Genomic DNA, 19,671 nt, shown 5'->3' on the forward strand with positions numbered 1-19,671 from the left:
TGAACGCGAACTGCGGAAGTCAATATTCGCACCAGTTTTGTGTAATCATATTACAGTGAAGGATGCATCGCAATGTCGCTGGAAGGAATAGGCTTCGGTTATCGCGAACGCGCGCCCTATGCCTGTGATCCTGCACGGAGCCGTGGTCGTCTGGTGCCAGAGCCGGAAAGCCCGACCCGCACGCCATTCCAGCGCGACCGCGACCGTATCATCCATTCCACAGCATTTCGTCGTCTGAAACATAAGACGCAGGTTTTCATCGCTCATGAAGGCGATCATTACCGCACGCGGCTTACGCATACGATAGAGGTCGCCCAGATTGCGCGTGCGTTGGCGCGCGCATTGCGGCTCGATGAAGATCTGGCCGAGGCGGTAGCGCTTGTCCACGATTTTGGCCACACACCCTTTGGCCATACGGGCGAGGAAGCGCTCAACGATCGCATGAAGGCGTTCGGCGGGTTCGACCATAATGCACAGTCGCTCCGGATCGTGACCAAGCTCGAACATCGATATGCCGATTTCGACGGGCTTAATCTCTCGTGGGAAACGCTGGAAGGGCTGGTCAAGCACAACGGGCCGCTGTTGGGCGCTCATGCAGCACATCCGGATGCCGCTGTTCCGTTGCCGATCCTCGACTTCAATGAACGCTATGATCTGGAGCTCACGCGGTTCGCCAGTCTCGAAGCGCAATGCGCGGCCATTGCCGACGATATTGCCTATAACGCTCATGACATCGATGACGGCTTGCGGGCAGGGCTTTTGAGCCTTGATGCGCTTGACGAAGTGCCGTTGACGAAACGCCTGCTCGATCTCGTGCGGGCGCGTTATCCCGATCTCGATCCCGTGCGAACCGGACATGAGCTGGTGCGCAGGCAAATCACCATCATGGTGGAAGATGTGATCGAGGAGGCCCAGCGCCGTCTGGCCGTGGCAAAACCGCAGAGCGTTGAAGATGTGCATGGCCAGTCGCACGCACTGGTGGCGTTTTCCGATACCATGCGCACCGACGAAAAAGTGCTGAAGCGGTTTCTGTTCAAGAATCTCTATTTCCACGACAGCGTCGTGGTGCGCAGACATGCCGCCGACAAGATATTGCAGGACCTTTTTGATACCTGTTTCACCAATCCGTCGATCATGCCGTCAGAGTGGCAATCGGGCTGCGAGACGCTGGATGAGGCGGCGCGGGCGCGGCGGGTCGCTGACTATCTTGCCGGGATGACTGACAATTATGCCGTGCGAGAACACCGACGATTGTTTGACCACACACCCGATTTAGCTTAATCGGGGGCCAAACGAAGCGGCATCTATCGGCAGTTTGACCGGATTCCGTACAGGATTAGAGCATTTCCAGCAAAAGTGCGAAGCGGTTTTGCGTCGGACAATGCGACAAAACAAAGCCCGGCGTAAGCCTGACAGGACAGACCATGAATATCTTTGCAGATTTCGACGCACGTATCAAAAAGACGTTGCAAGATATTGATCTGAAACCGAAAGACGGTGGCGATTTAGACCTTTCGCGCATCGGTGTCGAGCCGCCGCGAGATGCTTCCCATGGTGATATCGCAACCAATGCTGCGATGGTGCTCTCCAAGGCCGTCGGTCAGAATCCGCGTGAACTTGCCGGTCGCATCGCCGAGGCTCTTGCCTCGGATACCGACGTCGACACGGTTGATGTCGCCGGTCCGGGCTTCATCAATCTGCGTCTGAAGGCCACTTACTGGCAACGCGAACTCTCGGCGATGCTGAATGAAGGTAAGGATTTCGGTCGCTCCAAGCTTGGTGCAGGATCGAAGGTCAATGTCGAATATGTTTCGGCAAACCCGACGGGCCCGATGCATGTAGGCCATTGCCGTGGCGCAGTCGTGGGTGATGTTCTGGCCAATCTGCTGAAATTTGCAGGCTATGATGTGGTTAAGGAATACTACATCAACGATGCCGGTGCGCAGATCGATGTGTTGGCGCGGTCCGTCATGCTGCGCTACCGTGAAGCACTTGGTGAAAATATCGGTGAAATTCCGTCTGGTCTTTATCCCGGCGACTATCTCGTTCCGGTCGGGCAGGAGCTTGCCAAGGAATTTGGTTCGAAGCTTCTGGAAATGCCGGAAGCCGAAGCCCTTGCTCTCGTAAAGGATCGCACGATCGATGCCATGATGGCGATGATCCGTGCCGATCTCGATGCGCTCAACGTGCACCATGACGTGTTCTTCTCCGAGCGCAAGCTGCATGTTGATCACGCACGGGCGATTCGCAATGCAATCAACGATCTGACGCTCAAGGGCCATGTCTACAAGGGCAAGCTGCCGCCCCCGAAGGGTCAGCTTCCGGAAGACTGGGAAGATCGCGAGCAGACATTGTTCCGTTCGACGGAAGTGGGTGACGATATCGACCGTCCTCTGATGAAGTCCGATGGCGCTTTCACCTACTTTGCAGGCGACGTGGCCTATTTCAAGGACAAGTACGACCGCGGCTTCAACGAGATGATCTATGTGCTGGGTGCCGATCATGGCGGCTACGTCAAGCGTCTGGAAGCGGTCGCAAGGGCTGTTTCCGATGGCAAGGCGAAGCTGACGGTGTTGCTCTGCCAGCTGGTCAAGCTGTTCCGTGATGGCGAGCCTGTGCGCATGTCGAAGCGGTCAGGCGAATTCATCACGCTGCGCGACGTCGTAGATGAAGTCGGCCGCGATCCGGTTCGTTTCATGATGCTTTACCGGAAGAACGATGCGCCGCTGGATTTCGATTTTGCCAAGGTGACGGAGCAGTCGAAGGATAATCCGGTCTTCTACGTGCAATATGCTTCTGCGCGTTGCCATTCGGTTTTCCGTCAGGCTGCCGATCAGCTTGGCCTCGCCGATCTCGACCGAGTCGGTATGGCTGCGCATTTTGACAAGCTGACCGATGAGAGCGAAATTGCTCTTGTTCGCAAGCTGGCCGAATATCCGCGTCTGATCGAGGCTGCGGCCATTCACCAGGAGCCGCATCGGCTTGCTTTTTACCTCTATGATCTCGCCAGCGCGTTCCATTCGCAGTGGAATAGAGGCACAGAGAACCCGGACTTACGTTTTATTAAGGTTAACGATCCAGACTTGTCATTAGCCAGGCTAGGGCTGGTACAGGTTGTTTCCGATGTGCTGACTTCCGGATTGACGATAATCGGTGCGGATGCTCCAACGGAAATGCGCTAGAGTATAGTTCGAAGGTGAAAGCCTTTTGAGATGGATTATACTCGAAGAATGGTCTCCGCAGCTCACGGGCCGCACTATGTGGTTCGAGATGACTTCGGAGGTCAGGCGACTGTCACGAAGCTTTTCAGGTCGAAAGACTGATTGAAGGCAAAAGTTGGCAAGTCGAACAGGTGGAAGGCCATAATGAACGCAAGTCATTGGTCTTCCTTCTGGCGCAGGAAACTTCCGTCAACTTTTGCCCACATTGCCTCGCTACAAAGCAATGTATGGAGACGTCTTGCGACGTCCAGGGTTTGAGTTAGGAACACGCTATGACGGACAGCAGTGCAAATCCCCGTAATTACGGCGAGCGTCCGTTGCACGAAGACGATCCACTGATGGAACTGTCGCGGATCATGGACTTCGGCACGCCTGCTGATGACAACGTCGCTTGGAATGAGCGCCGACCTAGTTACTTTGAAGATAACCGGACAGAGCCGGGCTTCGATCCATCGCTGGATCTGGAGCGCGAATTGCTCGGTGACTTCAATGATTATTCTCAGCCTAAGGACCAGTCCCAGTTCGCAGCGACCCCAGCACAAGATGATTCTCATCTGTTGGATGAGCCTCTGATTCATGAGGAAGAACTTGCTTCGGCTCTGGAAGACGAGCTTGATCTTCAAATGGATGAAGATGAGCAGGCGCCGGAATTGGAAACGCCCTCATTCGAAGCACTTGAGTTCGAAGAAACTGACCGAACTGAACCTGTGCCGCAATTCGACTACAGTGATTATTCGGCTGCACGCGATTCGAACGAAGAGACCTATGTCGCATCGTCGTCGGTCTACGCTCGCCGGGAAACTGTCGAGCCGCTTCATGTCGATCAGACCGATTACGATCCGACCATCTATCAGCCAGCCATAGAGCCGCATCAAGAGGCTTATCAGCCTGCGCGCGATCATGAATGGAACGTTCAGGCTGTTGAGCCTGCCGAACAGTCCTATGCCACCGCTGCGACGGTTTCGCTTGAGGACGAGCTGGAAAATCTCCTTTTCGGCGATGAGCCGCAGCCAGTGTCTCACGACGAGACCCGGTTTTCCCATGTCGCGTCCCATGTCGCGCCTGCAGAGGAGCCCTACGTCCACCACGACGTGGTGCCGGTGCAGAATGTTGGATATCAAGACGAGACCGAGCTTGCAGATTTGCATTTCGATGATCTGCAGCTCGATGAGCCGGCTTATGATGCCGCACCACAGACGGCTGCACCCGTTGAAACCTATGCGCCTCAGCCTCAGGTCGTGCCTGCAGGATATCCGTACTATACGCGGAGCAATTTCTCCTCGGGCATCGCAGGGCAGGACGCAGTGGCGACAGCCCCGCAGACCGACTATGCGCCGGTTACAGAAACAGCGCCTTCTCTTGGCGACGACGACGATTTCTCTTTCGACGACGATTTTTCGTTTGATGTTGAGGAAACAGCGGCTGCAATCGCTGCTGAAGGAACCGAAGACGATCTTTCGGAGCTGGATGAAATCAGCCTTTCGGAAGATGATTTCGGTTTCGAAACGTCCGGAGATGTTTCCAGCATTCAGGATGAGAACGCTTTCAGCGAAGATGATTTCTTCATGGAAGATGATCTCGATCTGAGCTCGGAACCTGAAGAAGAAGCCACCGCCTACGCACATGCGGTGCGTTCGGACGACGATTACCGTTCTTCATCGACTTCGTTCCAGCAGTTCGGCAGTGCTCATACGGCTGCGGTCAGCGCCCCGGCGCCCGAAGTCGAAACCTTGAGCGTGGCCGAAGAAAAGGTCGAGCAGACGCATTCCCTCGATTTACCGGAAATCAACTACAGCGAAGAAGAAGCCAACGCCGGTTTGACTGATCTCGAAGCCGAATTCGCCGAGGTCTTCAACACGGTTGGTGTGGATGAATCGGCAAAAACAGACGCACAGAGCGAAGCTGACAGGGCTTTTGAGGACATATTCCGCGAAAGCGCTTCGAGCTATCTGCCAAACACCGGCGCCAGCCTTGGTGCTGCCGTCGGTGCTGCAGCAGTGGGCGTCGGCGCTGCCGCAGCTGCGGGAGCGTATGGCCGCTCACAGGCAACAGCCCAGGCGCCAGCACAGCCAAAAGCCTCCAATCCGTTGGGCAATGAAGACGACTTCTATAACCATTGGGCAGCCCAGGGTGCACAGACCCTTGAAGGAGGCGACTTTGGCGAACGCGCTGCGATGCAGGCGGACGATGATCTTGGCAGCGCTGCCGAAGCTTATCGTAATCGCCCGGTTCGTGGCCGCCGTGGTCTTATTCTGGCCAGCGTGGCCGGTGCGGCGGTGCTTCTTGGCGGGATCGGCTATCACTTCCTCGGAGGTAGCGGTTCCGGTGAGCCGGTCGTGATTCGTGCCGACAATCAGCCGATCAAAATGCAGCCGGAAAATCCGGGCGGTGCCACGGTACCGAACCAGGACAAGGCAGTTTATGACCGCGTTGCCGGTACGCTGCCGAACAATCCGGAACAAAAGTCTCTGATTACTTCCGGTGAAGAGCCAGTGGACATTTCCGGCACGGATGACAGCGAGAACATGGCGGACAATACGCCTGACGAGCCGCCAGTGACGAATAATGCTTCGGCCGAGAATCAGAACGCGAACCACAATGCGCCGTTGGTCCAGCCGCGCGAAGTGGAAACCATGATTGTTCGTCCAGACGGCTCTATTGTCCAACCTTCTCCGGCTCCGCAGGAAACAGCCTTGCAGCTGCCACCAGCAAACACTGCTCAGCCGGCGGCTCCCGCCGGTGGTGATGAAATTGCTGCGCTGGCCGCTGGCAATGCACCGGCAGAACCGGCTGCGCAAACACCTGCACCGGCTTCTGTGGCACAACAGCCTGAGCCGGCTGCGGAAGCGCCGCGTCTTCCTGTCCGTGCTCCGGTGGTGCCATCACGGCCTGCTGAACAACCGGTCAACATCGTCGGCAATGTTCCGCAGCGCACGCAGGCCCCCGCTGCAACCAATCCTGCTCCGGCAGCGCCGCAGGTTGCATCGGCAGCAGGTGTAGGCGGTTATTTCATCCAGATTGCTTCGCAGCCATCTGCCGAGCTGGCACAGAAGTCCTATGCCAATATGGCCCAAAAGTATGGCAGCGTAATCGGTGGCCGCAGCGTCGACATCAAGCGTGCCGACATTCCGGGCAAGGGCACCTACTATCGTGTCCGTGTTCAGGGTGGTTCCAAGGAAGATGCATCCGCACTTTGCGGACGCCTTAAGTCCGCTGGCGGCAGCTGCTTCGTAACGCAGTGATTTGTCGGGCATTGAATATGGAAAGGGCGGCCTCGGTCGCCCTTTTTCATGGTCCACTACCAAGCCTTGTTCTTTTCGGTTAAACCGGGGCAGGGTTGTTTGAGTACAGCATTTCCAGACAATTTTGGGGAAGAGCGCATGAAAGAGTGCAAGGCATGGATTGCCGGTGTGTCGGGAACGAAACTGACTGAGGACGAAATCGCGTTTTTCCGCGATGAAAGACCTTGGGGCTTTATTCTTTTTGCGCGCAATGTCGAAAGTCTGGAACAGGTTTCCGAGCTGACGGCGCACATGCGCGACCTGACGGGCCGGCACCAGACGCCGGTTTTCATCGATCAGGAAGGTGGACGCGTGCAGCGCCTTCGCCCGCCGCTCGTTCCAAACTATCCTTCGGCCTCGGAAGTCGGTGCGATCTATGCGCGTGATCGGGAAGCAGGTCTGCGAGCTGCGTGGCTTCATGCCCGCCTGCATGCATTCGATTTGCTGAAGGTTGGTGTCAATGTGGACTGCCTGCCGGTTCTGGACGTACCCGTCGAAGGCGCACATGATGTTATCGGCGCGCGAGCCTATTCCAAGAACCCGCAGGCGGTTGCAGAAATGGGGCGAGCTGCTGCTGAAGGCTTGCTTGCCGGTGGTTTGCTGCCTGTGATCAAGCATATGCCGGGGCACGGCCGTGCGTTTGCCGACACCCACAAGGAGCTGGCGCGTGTCACGGTTCCCCTGAATGAGCTGGTTGCGCATGATTTCGTGCCGTTCAAGGCGCTCAATGACCTGCCAATGGCAATGACGGCGCATGTCGTATTCGATTGCATCGATCCGCAGCGCCCTTCGACATTGTCACCGACTGTCATCAACACGATCATTCGCGATGTCATCCAGTTCGATGGTCTTGTCATGAGCGACGACATTTCCATGAAGGCGCTTTCGGGCGGACTCGGTGACATTGCGGACGGCATCATCGGTGCCGGTTGCGATATGGTTCTCTATTGCGCAGGTGTGATGGAAGAACTGAAGCAGGTTGCAGCGCGTGTGCCGGTTCTTGAAGGCAAGGCGAAGCGTCGTGCCGATCTGGCGGAAGTCTATGCGGGCGATCCCGATCTTTCCGATGAGGACGAACTGCGCGCAGAATTCAACGCCATGTTCGAACTGATAGCGTAATCGTCAAAACTTGGTAAACTGACTTCACCGGCGGACTGAACCGCCGGTGGACCTTATCAGCAGGGAAACGGGTTTGGCGGCATCGGGAGCAGACACAGACGGCAAAGACGGCACGCTCGTGCCGATGGATGCGCTGTGGCAGGGCGATTCCGAACGTAGCGAAAGTGAACCGTCGCTTCTCATCGATGTGCAGGGGTTTGAAGGCCCGCTTGATTTGCTGCTCCATCTTGCGCGGAGCCAGCGCGTCGATCTCGCCCGTATTTCCGTTCTTGCGCTTGCAGAGCAGTATCTGGTGTTCGTGGAACAGGCACGCGCCTTGCGCCTCGAACTTGCGGCCGACTATCTCGTCATGGCGGCATGGCTTGCCTATCTCAAATCGAAGCTGCTGATCCCGAAGCAACAGGGCGATGATGGAGCGACCGGCGAAGAACTGGCTGCTTCGTTGCATTACCGTTTGAAGAGACTTGAAGCCATGCGCGATGCGGCGGCGAAACTCGTCAACCGCAACCGGCTGGGGCGGGATGTTTTTGCGCGCGGTATGCCGGAAATGGTCATGGTGGACAGGACCAGCCAGTTTTCTGGAACGCTGTACGATCTTCTGACCGCCTATGCTTCGCAGCGCCAGCGACAGGCCGTGTCGCAGGTGCAGATTGCCAAGCGCGTAGTCTGGTCATTGAAGGAAGCTCGTGTGGCACTCGTGCGTTTGATGGGATCGGTGGGCGACTGGATTTCTCTCGATCGCTTCCTGATCGATTATGCGCTTTCGCCCCGAGAAAGAGCTTCGGCGCTCGCGAGTTCCTTCGCCGCCAGTCTTGAGCTTGTGCGTGAAGGCAAACTGGAAGTCAGGCAAAACGCTCCTTTCGAGCCGATCTATATCCGGGCGACAGGAGATATCAGCGAATTGGATGAGGACGAGGATGTCTGAGGCGGAACGTCGAAATCTGGCTGAAATCGATAGTGACGACGATCAGATCGAAACGGAAGTTTCTGTCTTGACGCAGGGGCTTGCTGATCTTGCGCGCATTGTCGAGGCCATTGTTTTTGCGTCCTCTGAACCGGTTTCCGAACGCGCATTGGCTGAACGTCTGCCTGCCAATGTTGACGTCGCGCCAGTTTTGAAACATTTGCAGAAAATATATGAAACGCGCGGCGTGCACCTTGTTCAGGTTGGCAGTGCGTGGGCGTTCCGTACGGCACCCGATCTCGCCTTTCTTATGAGCCGCGAAGCTGTGCAGCAGCGCAAGCTGTCCCGCGCCGCGATGGAAGTGCTTGCCATCATCGCCTATCACCAGCCGGTCACGCGCGCCGAGCTGGAAGATATCCGTGGTGTGGAGACCTCAAAGGGCACACTGGATGTCCTCATGGAGACCGGCTGGATCAAATTGCGCGGACGCCGCCGTACGCCCGGTCGTCCGGTCACCTATGGCACGACCGACTCGTTTCTCGACCATTTCGGCCTTCCGGAAATCCGCGATTTGCCGGGACTGGAAGAGCTGCGCGGGGCAGGGCTGCTCTCGGCACGTATGCCATCGAGCTTTGCCGTTCCGGTGCCGAATATCGACCCGGATGAGCTGACAGAAGACGAAGAGCCGCTCGAAGATATCGATCTGGAAAGCCTTGGCTTGCTCGCCCCACGCGGTGAATAGTCTCAGTATGGCCTTTGGAGCCAATTTTATTTGTCGCAAAGCCGTTCACCGTCACACTTCTGTTTGAAAGATTTGTTGAAAGCGCTTAAATCGTAACTGGCATTGCAGGAACATGCCGCGCGTTCGCGGCAATGAGAGGAATAAAATGGGTAGCTTTTCCATCTGGCACTGGCTGATCGTCCTGGCGGTTGTCCTTCTTCTGTTTGGCCGCGGCAAGATTCCCGAGCTGATGGGTGATGTTGCCAAGGGCATCAAGAACTTCAAGCAGGGCATGTCCGACGAAGACGCCAAGGATGACGCGCGGGATTCGGGTCGTACGATCGACGCCAAGGCTGACGAAACCGTCAACGACGTCAAGAAAACCACCAAGTCCTGATCTAACGGATAAAGCATGCTGCGCACGTGCAAGCGCGCGCAGCATATTTTGCCATTTACAAGTGCGGTTTTCCGCCGAAAGACGGGACGCGCGCGCGAATTGCGCGGGGTATCAAGAATATGTTCGACATCGGTTGGTCTGAACTTCTGATTATTGCGATCGTGATGATCGTGGTGGTCGGTCCCAAGGATTTGCCGAAAATGCTGCGTGCATTCGGCAAGGCGACAGCGCGCATGCGTGCCACCGCCAATGAGTTCAAGCAGCAGTTCGACGAAGCCTTGAAAGAGGCTGAGCTTGACGACGTCAAGAACATCATCGACGAGACCCGCAAGCTGGACCCGCGCCCGAAGATCACGCAGGTATTCGATCCGATTCGAAGTGCGGGCGAGGATCTGCGCTCGGGCCTTCAGTCCACGTCTTCCATGTCTCCGGCGACACCTGAAAAAGTCGCTGAAGTGACGACGCCGGTTGATGCCGGTGGCGCACCGGTTCCGCCTGCTGTGGAAAAAGCCGCAGCGCCCAAGAAGGCGACCCGAAAGACTGCACCGAAGGCAGAGAATAAAGCGGCCGAAGTCACTGTAGCCAAAACGAAGGCTGCGCCGAAGGCGGCTTCCGTTGCAAAGCCTGCTCCCAGAAAGCCCGCAGCGGCGAAAGCGGAAACGGCAAAGGCTGGAACGGTCAAGGCTGGTGCCGCCACAACTGCCAAGAAGACCACGAAGAAGACAGGAACCAAAGCGTGACACGCGACGAGGACGAAATCGAACAGAGCGCAGCGCCTCTGCTTGAGCACCTGATCGAGCTGCGCCGCCGCCTGATCTGGGCAATTCTGGCATTTTTCGTGGCATTTATTTTCTGTTTCGCTTTTGCCAAACAGCTCTTCAACCTGCTTGTCGTGCCTTATCAATGGGCGCTCGACTGGGCGGGCATGGATCGCTCGAAAGCGGAACTGATCTATACCGCGCCGCAGGAATTCTTCTTCACACAGGTGAAGGTGGCCATGTTCGGCGGCATCGTGCTGGCATTTCCGATCATTGCCGCGCAGATTTACAAGTTTGTGGCGCCGGGTCTCTACAAGCATGAGCGCATGGCGTTTCTGCCGTTCCTGATTGCATCGCCGATCCTGTTTTTGACAGGCGGCGCGCTCGTCTACTTCTTCTTCACGCCGATGGTGATGTGGTTCTTCCTCGCAATGCAGCAGACTGGCGGCGCCGGTGAAGTGCAGATTTCTCTCCTGCCGAAGGTATCGGAATATCTGAGCCTTATCATGACGCTCATCTTTGCGTTCGGTCTGGTCTTCCAGCTGCCGGTGGTAACGAGCCTGATGGCCCGTGTCGGACTGGTGACGTCGGCTGGCCTGAAGGACAAGCGCAAATATGCAATTGTCATTGCTTTCGTCGTTGCAGCGGTCCTGACCCCGCCCGATCCGGCGAGCCAGATCGGCCTTGCCTTGCCAACAATCCTTCTCTACGAGATTTCAATCATCGTGGCTCGCATGATCGAGAAGAAGCGGGATGAGGCGCAGGAAGCTTCCGACGCTGAAAACAACGCTTCATCGTCCTGATTTGTCACTATGATTCTGTGAGGTCGCAGGTTGTGCGGCCTCGCTTCTGTTCAATTTCACGAAACGGCTTTTCCCATGCTCGACATCAAATGGATTCGCGAAAACCCTGAAACCCTCGACAAAGCGCTCGCCAAGCGTGGGGCTCAGTCGCTGTCGTCCGAATTGATGGCGCTGGACGAAAAACGCCGCGAATATGTCGGCAAGGTTCAGGCTGCGCAGGAGCGCCGCAATGCCGCTTCGAAGGAAATCGGCAAGGCCATGGCTGCGAAGGACGCGGCGAAGGCTGACAAGCTGAAGGCCGAAGTTGCGGAGTTGAAGGATTTTCTTGCGCAGGCTGAGGACGAAGAGCGTCGCCTGACCAAGGAACTGAACGACGCTCTGTCGACCATTCCCAATATTCCGCTCGAAGACGTGCCACTCGGCAAGGACGAAAGCGACAATGTCGAAGTTCGTCGCGTCGGCAACCAGCGAAACTTTGCCTTTCAGCCGAAAGAACATTTCGAGTTGGGTGAGGCGCTCGGTTACATGGATTTTGAACGCGCTGCAAAGCTCGCAGGTTCGCGCTTTACCGTGTTGAAGGGGCCGCTTGCGCGTCTCGAACGTGCGCTTGGCCAGTTCATGCTCGACCTGCACACGATGGAACACGGCTATACCGAAACGATGCCGCCGTTGATGGTGCGCGATGAAGCTGTCTATGGCACGGGCCAGCTGCCGAAATTTTCGGAAGATCTGTTCCGCACGACGGATGGTCGCTGGCTGATTCCAACCGCCGAAGTCCCGCTGACCAATCTGGTTGCCGATGAAATCGTCGACACCAAGTCGCTTCCCCAGCGCTACACGGCGCTGACCCCATGCTTCCGTTCGGAAGCGGGTTCTGCCGGTCGTGATACGCGCGGCATGCTGCGCCAGCACCAGTTCCTGAAAGTGGAAATGGTGTCGATCACCGATGCCGACAGCTCGGTTGAAGAGCATGAGCGCATGACCGCTTGTGCGGAAGAGGTGCTGAAGCGCCTTGGCTTGCCGTTCCGTACCGTCGTGCTCTGCACTGGCGACATGGGCTTCGGCGCACAGAAGACCTACGACATTGAAGTATGGCTGCCCGGCCAGAACACCTATCGCGAAATTTCCAGCTGCTCGGTCTGCGGTGATTTCCAGGGCCGTCGCATGAATGCCCGCTATCGTCCGGAAGGCGAGAAGTCGACCCGTTTCGTGCATACGCTGAACGGTTCGGGTGTCGCCGTCGGACGCGCGCTGATCGCCGTCATGGAAAATTATCAGGAAGAAGATGGCAGCATTCATATTCCTGAAGCATTGCAGCCATACATGGGCGGCCTCACGCGGATAGAGAAAGCTGCGTGAATCACATTTATTGATAAATGAAGGAGTGACGACGTGCGAATTCTGCTGACGAACGATGATGGTATCCACGCTGAAGGCCTCGCAGTTCTGGAGCGGATCGCACGCAAGCTCTCCGACGATGTCTGGGTTGTCGCTCCGGAAACCGACCAGAGCGGCCTCGCGCATTCGCTGACGCTGTCGGAACCGCTTCGCCTTCGCCAGATCGATGATCGTCATTTCGCATTGCGCGGCACGCCGACCGATTGCGTCATCATGGGTGTGCGCCACGTTCTGCCGGGTGCGCCCGATCTCATTCTTTCGGGCGTGAACTCCGGCGCGAATATTGCCGACGATGTCACCTATTCGGGTACAGTTGCCGGCGCCATGGAGGGCACGTTGCTCGGTGTGCGGTCTATCGCGCTGTCGCAGGAATATGAATATGAAGGCGATCGCCGCATCGTGCCGTGGGAAACGGCGGAAACGCACGCGCCTGATCTTATAAAAAAGCTGATGGAGGCAGGATGGCCGGAAGGCGTCCTGTTGAATCTTAACTTCCCGAACTGCGGTGCGGATGAAGTCAAGGGAACGCGCGTCACAGCTCAAGGCAAGCTCAGCCATGATGCCCGCCTCGACGAACGTCGCGACGGGCGTGGCTTCCCGTATTTCTGGCTGCATTTTGGTCGGGGCAAGGCGCCGGTTGCGGATGACAGCGACATTGCAGCCATTCGTTCCGATTGCATTTCTGTAACCCCGTTGCACCTCGATCTGACCGCGCATAAGGTTCGGGCAGAATTGAGCGCAGCACTTGGGGTTGAAGCATGAGGCAGGCAGCGTCTGAGCGCCCACGGCTTTCGGACAGAGAAGGATTCGCATCCTTCGTTATGCGAATGCGCGGGTACGGGATTGACGATCCGCGCCTTTTTGCAGCTATCGAGTCCACACCACGCCAGAGCTTTCTCGCGTCGTCATGGTCTCATCTTTCCTACAGCTCCCGTACTGCGCCGCTCGACTGCGGCGAGTACATGGAGGGCATTGATGATCAGGCTCGCGCCATCGCCGCGCTCAAGCTGGAACCCGGCCATCGTGTGCTGGAGATCGGAACCGGCTCCGGTTTCACGGCTGCTGTTATGTCTTCGCTCGCCGGTCGTGTCACAACAGTCGAACGTTATCGCAAGCTCTGCGACCACGCCTTGCAGCAATTCGTGTCGCTTAAGCGCGAAAACATCATGGTCAAACATGCCGATGGTCGCCATGGAATGCCGGGTGGCCCCTTTGACCGCATCCTGATCTGGCTTGCTTTCGACGAAGTGCCGCGTCATTTCGTTGATCTTCTGGCAACGCATGGCGTGCTGATCGCTCCGATCGGTCCGGGAGATGGTCGACAGATCATGACACGTATCGCCAAGGTCGGCAGCCGATTCGAGCAGGAGGACCTGATGGTGGTCCGCTATCAGCCTTTCATCGAGGGCGTTTCGTCCGTTCTGTGAACGGAGCGCGTATCGATTCGTCAAAATGATGGCTATCAGGCTCTCTTTGGCAGTGCCAGGGAGGGCTTTCGGTCGTTTTGTGCGCTTATGGTATTTAATTGGTGAATCTTTTTTCGAAGATTTGCCGTTCTTAACCAGAGAGTAACATTAACGCGTTTTAATCACCTTACTGAGTTTCGAGTATGGGCGAGTTGAACATGCGTTTACAAATTTTGCAGCACACGTCTGAACGTCTCCTGCGGAATGTCGCGATCGTTCTGATTGCCGGTTTTGGTGCCGGGTGCAGTGCCGATACGATGCGCTTCACTGATGGTATCAGTACGGGCTCTACGTCCAGTCAGCGTGTCGCACAGCAGCCGGCTGGCGATCTTTATGCATCTGCGGCTCCCGTGGCTCCCGCATCGACCGGTTCCGTTCAGCGCAATTCATTGCCTCCGGTTTCTTCGGCGCCGATGGCAGCACCGGTCGCGGCGGCACGGCAGTCGGTTCAGGCTCCGGTCGCAGCGGCATCCAATAACATTCAGAATCAGGTCGGGCAGGCGCAGGACATGGCCGCAAACCGTGTGAACAACACGGTCAATGCAACAGAAACCAAAGTCGCCAGCGCAGCAACGTCTACGCGCAACACCGTAAATGGTGCGCAGGAAAAGGTTCTCGGGCAGCTTCCGACGAACCCAGCCATGCCCCGGCCAACGGATAATAATATCGCGGTTGTCCCGCAGGCACCTGCCGTCAACGGCAAGAAGCCTTCGGCGAACGATATGGCTTCGGCAGGCGCAAATGCTACGACGCCGCCGGCGCCGAACGGCACCTACACGGTTAAGAGCGGTGATTCGCTCTTCTCCATCGCGCAGAAGCACAATGTTCCTGTCGAACAGTTGAAGAAGGCAAACGGTCTGTCGAACGGCGCTATCCGCGTCGGACAGGCGCTCGTCATTCCTTCTGCTGCAGCGGGCAATGCAACGCAGGTCGCAGCGGTTTCACAGCCTCCGGAAAACCCGGCCAAGGCTGCCGCACCAGCCGCCAACGCCGATGTGAAGCCTTACACGCCGCCGCAGGCGAGCAACAAGGTGATCGAAGATGCCGAAAAGGATCAGGCGGCAGCGCCTTCTTCCACCGGTATTTCACAGATGCGCTGGCCGGTACGCGGCCGTATTCTCGCAAGCTTCGGCCAGCGTGACGGTACATCGGTAAGCGACGGTATCGACATCATGGTTCCGGAAGGCACATCGGTGAAAGCTGCTGAGAACGGCGTCGTCATCTATGCCGGTGACGGTCTCAAGGAGTTCGGACAGACCGTTCTGATCCGCCACGACAATGGCCTCGTCACCGTCTACGGTCACAACAGCCAGATACTGGTTCAGCGCGGACAGAAGGTTCGCCGTGGCGAAGAAGTTGCAAAATCGGGCATGAGCGGCAACGCGAAATCCCCGAAGCTGCATTTCGAAGTGCGCAAAAATTCGGCCCCGGTCAATCCTTCCAAGTATCTGGAATCGTGATCAAAATCTAATAATGAAAGAAGGCGGGCCAAAAGGCCGCCTTTCTTTTTTGGTTGGTTCCGTCTTCTTTACATTGCAATCCCGAGGCGACCTGCCAGATCCTGGATATATTGCCACGCAACGCGCCCCGAACGGTTTCCGCGCGTGGTGGACCATTCCAGCGCTTCGGCATGCATCTTGGCCGGATCGTAAGCCAGCTTAAAATGGGCCGCATAGCCATCGACCATCGCGAGATAATCGTCCTGGCTGCATTTGTGGAAGCCGAGCCAGAGGCCGAAACGGTCCGACAGGGATACCTTTTCCTCAATCGCTTCCGAAGGATTGATCGCCGTCGAGCGCTCGTTGTCGATCATGTCGCGCGGCATCAGATGGCGCCGGTTCGAGGTTGCATAAAAGATCACATTGCCGGGGCGACCTTCGACGCCGCCTTCAAGCGCGGCTTTGAGCGATTTATAGGATGTATCGTCATGATCGAAGGAAAGGTCGTCGCAAAACAGGATGAAGCGATAGTCCGTATCCTTGATGAGGTTCATCAATGTCGGAAGGCTATCGATATCCTCGCGATGAATTTCGATCAGCTTGAGCGGAGCGCGATCCGCCATTTCAGCGTTCACACTTGCCTGTGCAGCCTTGACGAGCGAGGATTTGCCCATGCCGCGCGCACCCCAGAGCAGAACATTGTTTGCCGGAAATCCTTTTGCGAAGCGCCGGGTATTGTCCACGAGCTGATCACGTACCAAATCTACGCCACGGATCAGTGCGATATCCACTCGGTTAACACGCTTGACCGGATCCAGGGTCAGTCGTTCGGGAGCCCAGACAAAGCAGTCTGCGGCATCAAGTTCGGGTGTTTTGGCTTCCGGCGGCGCAATGCGTTCCAGAGCGGTGATCAAACGGTCCAGCTTCTGGCTGAGTATGTCTTCGGTCGTCATTTCATGTCCCTGATGATAGGGGTAACGGCTAGGGTCTGTTGGGGATTAGTTTTGGAGCGTGGTATGAATGAAAATGGCACAGATTTAGGAGCGAAACCCAGGGTGGAGTGGTTCTCCATCAAGGTTTTGCGACGCAAAGCTGGACCATTTTCATCATATCGCGAAGCGACGTGGCAGATTTTCCTCCTGAATGCGTCGAACATCCCTTGTGGAGAATTACTCCACAGCGGTCTGTTCTCCTGTTCAGGAATAAAATCCGGCTCACGCCACGCCCGAAACCTAATCCCCAACAGACCCTAACATGTCACAGCGGAGGCGAAAAGTGTGCGACCTTGGCGCAGGCGGGATCATCGCCGGTTGCATTTGGCGCGCTAACCATTGTAATGCCGATAATAATTTGTCTTCGAGACTTCAGAGGAGTTCCTAATGTTCGTAACACCGGCTTTCGCTCAGGCATCCGGCGGCGCTGTTGGACCAGATATGCTCATGAGCATTCTGCCGTTCATCCTGATCTTCGTGATCATGTACTTCCTTATCATCCGCCCGCAGCGGACCCAGATGAAGAAGCGTCAGGAAATGCTGACCCAGGTTCGTCGTGGCGATACCGTCGTGACCGGCGGCGGCATTGTCGGCAAGGTTCAGAAGGTTGTTGACGACAACGAACTTGAAGTCGAAATCGCTGAAGGTGTGCGCATCCGCGTTATGCGCAGCACGCTGATGGATGTTCGCGTCAAGGGCGAGCCCGTCGCCGACAACAAGAACAAGTAATTCTTTTTACAACACGCAGGCCCCGGTAAGATTTCCATAACCGGGGCCTGCGCATTATTCGGTAAGCGCTAACATACGATGCGCATGCCACGACGCCGGAGAGCGGTTCGCAACAAGTGAACTCCGGCATGCTCTATCCAAGCTGATACGGAATTGCTGCTCTATGCTCTATTTTTCACGCTGGAAATCTGCCCTGATCTGGCTCGCGGTTCTCGTGAGTTTCATCATCGCATCCCCTAACTTTTTCTCGCGTGAAACGCTGGCAAAACTGCCAAATTTCCTGCCGAAGCAGCAGATTGCTCTTGGGCTCGATCTCTCCGGCGGCTCACGTCTGGTCCTGCAGGTGCAGAATCCCGGACGAGGGGAGCTCGAGCGCACCGCAAATATCATGCGGCAGCGTCTGGAGGAGCTTGGTTATGGCAAACCTCTCGTCGAAGAGGAAAACCGCAATCAGATTCGGGTTGAAGTTCCCGGTGTCTATGACGCGCAGCTTCTGAAAGACATTCTCAGCGTTCGCGGAAATTTCTCTTTCCGTGCTGTCGACAGCACCATGTCACCGGATGATGCCATTCGCGGCACGCCGCCCGCTGACAGTGAAATCATCTATTCCTATGACGATCCGCCTGTCGGCTACCTCGTCAAGAAACAGCCGATCCTGACTGGCGCCAATGTGACGGATGCCAAGGCGACGCTGTCGGATGACGATAGTGAGCCTGTCATCACGCTGACATTGGACGATGCAGGCCGCAAAAATCTTGCCGAAGCAACATCGCACCTGGTTGGTGGTAGCTTTGCTATCGTCGTCGACAATCAGATCGTTTCCGCGCCCGCCGTTGATGAGAAGCTCGATACGAATGAGCTGCAGATTTCAGGCGCTTTCGATCTTCAGGCAGCCAACAATATGGCCGTTGTGCTGCGTTCCGGCGCGCTGCCGCAAGATGTAACGGTTCTGGAAGAACGCACGATTGCGTCGGCTCTGGGCGAGGACTATGCCAGCGCGGCCGCACTGGCAGCCTTGCTTGCGGCACTGCTCGTCGGCCTGTTCATGGTCTTGTCCTACGGTATCCTCGGTGTGATCGCCATGGTCGCACTGGCCGTCAACATCATCATTCTGACAGCCATACTCTCGCTGATCGGCGCCTCGATCAGTCTCGCCAGTATTGCCGGTCTGGTACTGACCATAGGTTTGGCCGTTGACGCCCACATCCTGATTTATGAACGTGTGCGCGAAGATCGCCGCAAGGGCTATTCCGTTGTCCAGGCGATGGAATCCGGCTTCTATCGCGCCCTCTCGACCATTATCGACGCAAACCTCACCACACTTATTGCAGCGCTTGTTCTGTTCCTGCTCGGGTCGGGAACGGTTCATGGCTTCGCGCTGACGGTCGCGGTCGGCATCGGCACCACGCTCTTCACGACGCTCACCTTCACCCGCTTGCTGATCGCGCAGTGGGTGCGCACAGCCAAACCGAAGGAAGTGCCGAAGCGTCGTCTGAAACTGGTTCCGACTGTAACGCACATTCCGTTCATGCGTCTGCAGTTCGTGACGCTCGGCATCTCGGTGCTGGCCTGCGCTATCGTGGTCGCGCTGTTCGTCAATATCGGCTTCAACTACGGCATTGATTTCCGTGGCGGTTCGATGGTTGAACTGCAGGCCCGCAGCGGTGACGCCAATATTGAAGACATCACCGAACGTCTTACCGAACTCAATATCGACAGCGCCCGCATTTTGCCGGCAAAGTCTCCGCGCTCTGCTCTTGTCATTATCGGCAGTCAGGAAGTCGGCGACGATGCCGAACAAACCGTCGCGGTGAAATTGCGCGGAGAGTTCGAGCAGGACTACTCATTCCAGCGCGTTGAAGTCGTCGGGCCGACTGTTTCGGAACAGCTTTCGCGCGCCGGAGTTCTGGCGGTCATTCTGTCACTGATCGGTATCTTCATTTACGTATGGGTCCGGTTCCGCTGGCAGCTCGCGCTTGGTGCGGTGCTTTCAACCTTGCACGACGTCATCATCCTCGCGGGCATGTTCATTGTCTTCCGCATGGAGTTCAATCTGTGGAGCGTCGCGGCAATCCTGACGATCATCGGCTATTCGCTGAACGATACGGTGGTGATCTACGACCGCGTGCGTGAGAACCTGCGCGTCTATAAAAGCGCGCCACTGCCTGCCATCATTGATGCCTCAATCAACCAGACGCTGTCGCGTACCTTGCTGACGTCCTTTGTGACCTTTCTCGCGCATATTCCGCTCTATGCCTTCGGTGGCGCGGATATCCGCAGCTTTGCACTGGCACTGAGCGTCGGTATCATTGTTGCGAGCTATTCATCGATCTTCATCGCCGCTCCATTGTTGGTTCAGTTCGGCCTCAAGCCGCGTGGGCCGGATGAATCCAGCGATCAAATGGATGATGAACTGGCACAATCGCTGAATTTGGAAAGCTGA

At 56.6% G+C, this 19,671-nt stretch carries 16 protein-coding genes; 15 read left to right on the forward strand and 1 reads right to left on the reverse strand.

Annotation, left to right across the window (positions count from 1 at the left end; all coding sequences use genetic code 11):
• Positions 1–72 precede the first annotated feature (72 nt).
• The 13 genes from FG152_RS07285 to dipM all read left to right on the forward strand — a co-directional run bounded on the left by FG152_RS07285 (position 73) and on the right by dipM (position 15,528).
• Positions 73–1,281, forward strand: a complete 1,209-nt coding sequence (locus FG152_RS07285) for a deoxyguanosinetriphosphate triphosphohydrolase (protein ID WP_125334281.1) — start codon at positions 73–75, stop codon at positions 1,279–1,281.
• A 143-nt stretch (positions 1,282–1,424) separates the two neighbouring features.
• Entirely contained in the window at positions 1,425–3,182 is a 1,758-nt protein-coding gene (gene argS / locus FG152_RS07290) for an arginine--tRNA ligase (protein WP_029924963.1), read from the forward strand.
• A 311-nt stretch (positions 3,183–3,493) separates the two neighbouring features.
• Positions 3,494–6,463, forward strand: coding sequence for an SPOR domain-containing protein (locus FG152_RS07295; protein ID WP_498985639.1), 2,970 nt, complete (start codon positions 3,494–3,496; stop codon positions 6,461–6,463).
• Positions 6,464–6,601: 138 nt separating this feature from the next.
• Positions 6,602–7,621: a beta-N-acetylhexosaminidase gene (gene nagZ / locus FG152_RS07300; protein WP_010661239.1), complete on the forward strand. Its 1,020-nt coding sequence runs from the start codon at positions 6,602–6,604 to the stop codon at positions 7,619–7,621.
• A 73-nt stretch (positions 7,622–7,694) separates the two neighbouring features.
• A complete protein-coding gene (locus FG152_RS07305) occupies positions 7,695–8,546 on the forward strand; it encodes a segregation and condensation protein A (protein WP_498985640.1) in 852 nt (283 codons plus the stop codon).
• Positions 8,539–9,267, forward strand: coding sequence for an SMC-Scp complex subunit ScpB (gene scpB / locus FG152_RS07310; protein ID WP_012092214.1), 729 nt, complete (start codon positions 8,539–8,541; stop codon positions 9,265–9,267). The genes FG152_RS07305 and scpB overlap by 8 nt, the downstream gene beginning before the upstream one ends.
• A gap of 145 nt (positions 9,268–9,412) precedes the next feature.
• Complete coding sequence (locus FG152_RS07315; protein WP_010661242.1) at positions 9,413–9,643, forward strand: twin-arginine translocase TatA/TatE family subunit; 231 nt, start codon at positions 9,413–9,415, stop codon at positions 9,641–9,643.
• Positions 9,644–9,762: 119 nt separating this feature from the next.
• Positions 9,763–10,383 carry a Sec-independent protein translocase protein TatB gene (gene tatB / locus FG152_RS07320; RefSeq protein WP_498985644.1) on the forward strand — a complete coding sequence of 207 codons (621 nt, stop codon included), beginning with the start codon at positions 9,763–9,765 and terminating at the stop codon, positions 10,381–10,383.
• Complete coding sequence (tatC, locus tag FG152_RS07325) at positions 10,380–11,204, forward strand: twin-arginine translocase subunit TatC (RefSeq protein WP_012092212.1); 825 nt, start codon at positions 10,380–10,382, stop codon at positions 11,202–11,204. The genes tatB and tatC overlap by 4 nt, the downstream gene beginning before the upstream one ends.
• A 75-nt stretch (positions 11,205–11,279) precedes the next feature.
• The gene (gene serS, locus FG152_RS07330; RefSeq protein WP_498985648.1) at positions 11,280–12,563 is read left to right on the forward strand and encodes a serine--tRNA ligase; all 1,284 of its coding nucleotides are present in this window, start codon (positions 11,280–11,282) and stop codon (positions 12,561–12,563) included.
• A gap of 33 nt (positions 12,564–12,596) precedes the next feature.
• Positions 12,597–13,364, forward strand: a complete 768-nt coding sequence (gene surE, locus FG152_RS07335; protein WP_071633074.1) for a 5'/3'-nucleotidase SurE — start codon at positions 12,597–12,599, stop codon at positions 13,362–13,364.
• Positions 13,361–14,029, forward strand: coding sequence for a protein-L-isoaspartate(D-aspartate) O-methyltransferase (locus FG152_RS07340; RefSeq protein WP_012092209.1), 669 nt, complete (start codon positions 13,361–13,363; stop codon positions 14,027–14,029). The genes surE and FG152_RS07340 overlap by 4 nt, the downstream gene beginning before the upstream one ends.
• A 182-nt stretch (positions 14,030–14,211) precedes the next feature.
• Complete coding sequence (dipM, locus tag FG152_RS07345) at positions 14,212–15,528, forward strand: cell division endopeptidase DipM (RefSeq protein WP_433762130.1); 1,317 nt, start codon at positions 14,212–14,214, stop codon at positions 15,526–15,528.
• 68 nt (positions 15,529–15,596) lie between these two features.
• On the opposite strand, the gene FG152_RS07350 is transcribed toward dipM, so the two are convergent.
• Positions 15,597–16,460 (reverse strand): ATP-binding protein, encoded by an 864-nt coding sequence (locus FG152_RS07350; RefSeq protein WP_433762132.1) that lies wholly within the window; start codon positions 16,458–16,460, stop codon positions 15,597–15,599.
• Positions 16,461–16,886: 426 nt separating this feature from the next.
• On the opposite strand from FG152_RS07350, the gene yajC reads away from it, so the two are divergent.
• Positions 16,887–17,228, forward strand: a complete 342-nt coding sequence (gene yajC, locus FG152_RS07355; protein WP_010661250.1) for a preprotein translocase subunit YajC — start codon at positions 16,887–16,889, stop codon at positions 17,226–17,228.
• Positions 17,229–17,391: 163 nt separating this feature from the next.
• Positions 17,392–19,671, forward strand: a complete 2,280-nt coding sequence (gene secDF, locus FG152_RS07360; protein WP_498985654.1) for a protein translocase subunit SecDF — start codon at positions 17,392–17,394, stop codon at positions 19,669–19,671.

It is taken from the genome of Ochrobactrum sp. XJ1, assembly GCF_024701725.1.
GTDB classification, from domain to species: Bacteria; Pseudomonadota; Alphaproteobacteria; order Rhizobiales; family Rhizobiaceae; genus Brucella; species Brucella anthropi.

What these genes read in the sequence shown, in the direction of transcription:
- tatB (WP_498985644.1), top strand. Translation starts at nt 9,763, where the DNA reads ATGTTCGACATCGGTTGGTCTGAACTTCTGATTATTGCGATCGTGATG.
- scpB (WP_012092214.1), top strand. Translation starts at nt 8,539, where the DNA reads ATGTCTGAGGCGGAACGTCGAAATCTGGCTGAAATCGATAGTGACGAC.
- yajC (WP_010661250.1), top strand. Translation starts at nt 16,887, where the DNA reads ATGTTCGTAACACCGGCTTTCGCTCAGGCATCCGGCGGCGCTGTTGGA.
- argS (WP_029924963.1), top strand. Translation starts at nt 1,425, where the DNA reads ATGAATATCTTTGCAGATTTCGACGCACGTATCAAAAAGACGTTGCAA.
- FG152_RS07315 (WP_010661242.1), top strand. Translation starts at nt 9,413, where the DNA reads ATGGGTAGCTTTTCCATCTGGCACTGGCTGATCGTCCTGGCGGTTGTC.
- serS (WP_498985648.1), top strand. Translation starts at nt 11,280, where the DNA reads ATGCTCGACATCAAATGGATTCGCGAAAACCCTGAAACCCTCGACAAA.
- dipM (WP_433762130.1), top strand. Translation starts at nt 14,212, where the DNA reads ATGGGCGAGTTGAACATGCGTTTACAAATTTTGCAGCACACGTCTGAA.
- FG152_RS07350 (WP_433762132.1), bottom strand. Translation starts at nt 16,460, where the DNA reads ATGACGACCGAAGACATACTCAGCCAGAAGCTGGACCGTTTGATCACC.
- secDF (WP_498985654.1), top strand. Translation starts at nt 17,392, where the DNA reads ATGCTCTATTTTTCACGCTGGAAATCTGCCCTGATCTGGCTCGCGGTT.
- FG152_RS07295 (WP_498985639.1), top strand. Translation starts at nt 3,494, where the DNA reads ATGACGGACAGCAGTGCAAATCCCCGTAATTACGGCGAGCGTCCGTTG.
- nagZ (WP_010661239.1), top strand. Translation starts at nt 6,602, where the DNA reads ATGAAAGAGTGCAAGGCATGGATTGCCGGTGTGTCGGGAACGAAACTG.
- FG152_RS07340 (WP_012092209.1), top strand. Translation starts at nt 13,361, where the DNA reads ATGAGGCAGGCAGCGTCTGAGCGCCCACGGCTTTCGGACAGAGAAGGA.
- FG152_RS07285 (WP_125334281.1), top strand. Translation starts at nt 73, where the DNA reads ATGTCGCTGGAAGGAATAGGCTTCGGTTATCGCGAACGCGCGCCCTAT.